This window comes from Bacteroides sp. NSJ-39, assembly GCF_014287315.1.
GTDB classification, from domain to species: Bacteria; Bacteroidota; Bacteroidia; order Bacteroidales; family Bacteroidaceae; genus Bacteroides; species Bacteroides finegoldii.
In genome coordinates this window covers 1-1,325 of the sequence record NZ_JACOOB010000061.1, presented here as the reverse complement: position 1 = coordinate 1,325, position 1,325 = coordinate 1, and the positions used below count along the sequence as shown (strand labels likewise).

General features: G+C 40.8%; 2 protein-coding genes. Both read left to right on the top strand.

Annotated elements, in window-relative coordinates:
- Positions 1-309, top strand: a 309-nt coding sequence (locus H8S63_RS19705; RefSeq protein WP_186927709.1) for a PD-(D/E)XK nuclease domain-containing protein, incomplete at its 5' end; no start/stop codon positions are given.
- A gap of 31 nt (positions 310-340) precedes the next feature.
- Positions 341-1,325, top strand: a 985-nt coding sequence (locus tag H8S63_RS19700; protein ID WP_186927708.1) for an AAA family ATPase, incomplete at its 3' end; no start/stop codon positions are given.

Sequence of the window (1,325 nt, the reverse complement as noted above, 5' to 3'; positions counted from 1 at the left end):
TATTGTGACAATACTAAATATGAGGGGCATTACCAGCAACTCTTTTATGTCATATTCAGTCTGCTGAATTATTATGTAGATATTGAAGTCCGTACTCCCCGTGGTCGAGTGGATGTGGTGCTTCGTACGAAAACCACGCTCTATGTGATGGAGTTGAAGCTTGATAAGACTGCCGGTGAAGCTATGGAACAGATCAACCTGAAGAATTATCCTGAACGCTTCTCTTTGTGTGGCCTTCCGGTCGTGAAAGTAGCGATAAACTTTGATAGTGAACGCTGTACGATAGGAGACTGGATGATTGAAAAATAATAGTAGTTCTAAAGAAAATATAGATATTGATATGGAAACTTTGCAAAGATTATACCCCATAGGGATACAGACTTTTTCTGAAATTCGTGAGAAGAATTACCTTTATATCGATAAGACGGAATACGTTTATCGCATGACTCATTTTGCGAAATATGTGTTTCTGAGCCGTCCTCGCCGTTTTGGTAAGTCTTTGCTTACTTCTACTTTGCATAGTTATTTCTCTGGTCGTAAGGACCTGTTTCAAGGGTTGGCTATGGAGAGGTTGGAGAAAGAGTGGATAGAGTATCCGGTGCTCCATTTCGATATGAGTACGGCGAAGCATGTCGGGAAAGATGAATTAATAAGCGAGTTGGAACGTAAGTTGACAATTTGTGAAAGAATCTATGGACGAAATGAGGAAGATATTTATGTCAATCAGCGGTTGCAAGGTCTGATAGAACGTGCTTATAAGCAGACGGGTAGGCAAGTCGTAGTTCTTATAGACGAATACGATGCCCCTTTGCTCGATGTGGTACATGAAAAGGAAAATCTAGGCGTATTGCGTAATATCATGCGTAATTTCTATAGTCCCTTGAAGGCTTGTGATCCTTATCTGAAGTATGTGTTTTTGACTGGTATCACCAAGTTCTCTCAGTTGAGTATCTTTAGTGAATTGAATAATATCAAGAATATCAGCATGGATGAGCCATACGCTGCAATTTGCGGAATAACGGAGGATGAGATGCTAACGCAGATGAAAGAGGATATGGAGAGATTGGCTGCGAAATTGAATATTTCTCCTGAAGAGGTCTTGCTGAAGTTGAAGGAGAATTATGACGGTTACCATTTCACTTATCCGTCTCCCGACCTCTATAATCCGTTCAGTTTGTTGAATGCTTTTGCGGACGGCAAGTTCGGTTCTTACTGGTTCGGTAGCGGCACTCCTACATACTTGATAAAGATGTTGGGTAAATTTGGTGTAAATCCTTCTGATATCGGTCCCAAACAAGCGAAAGCTTCCATTTTTGATGCTCCTA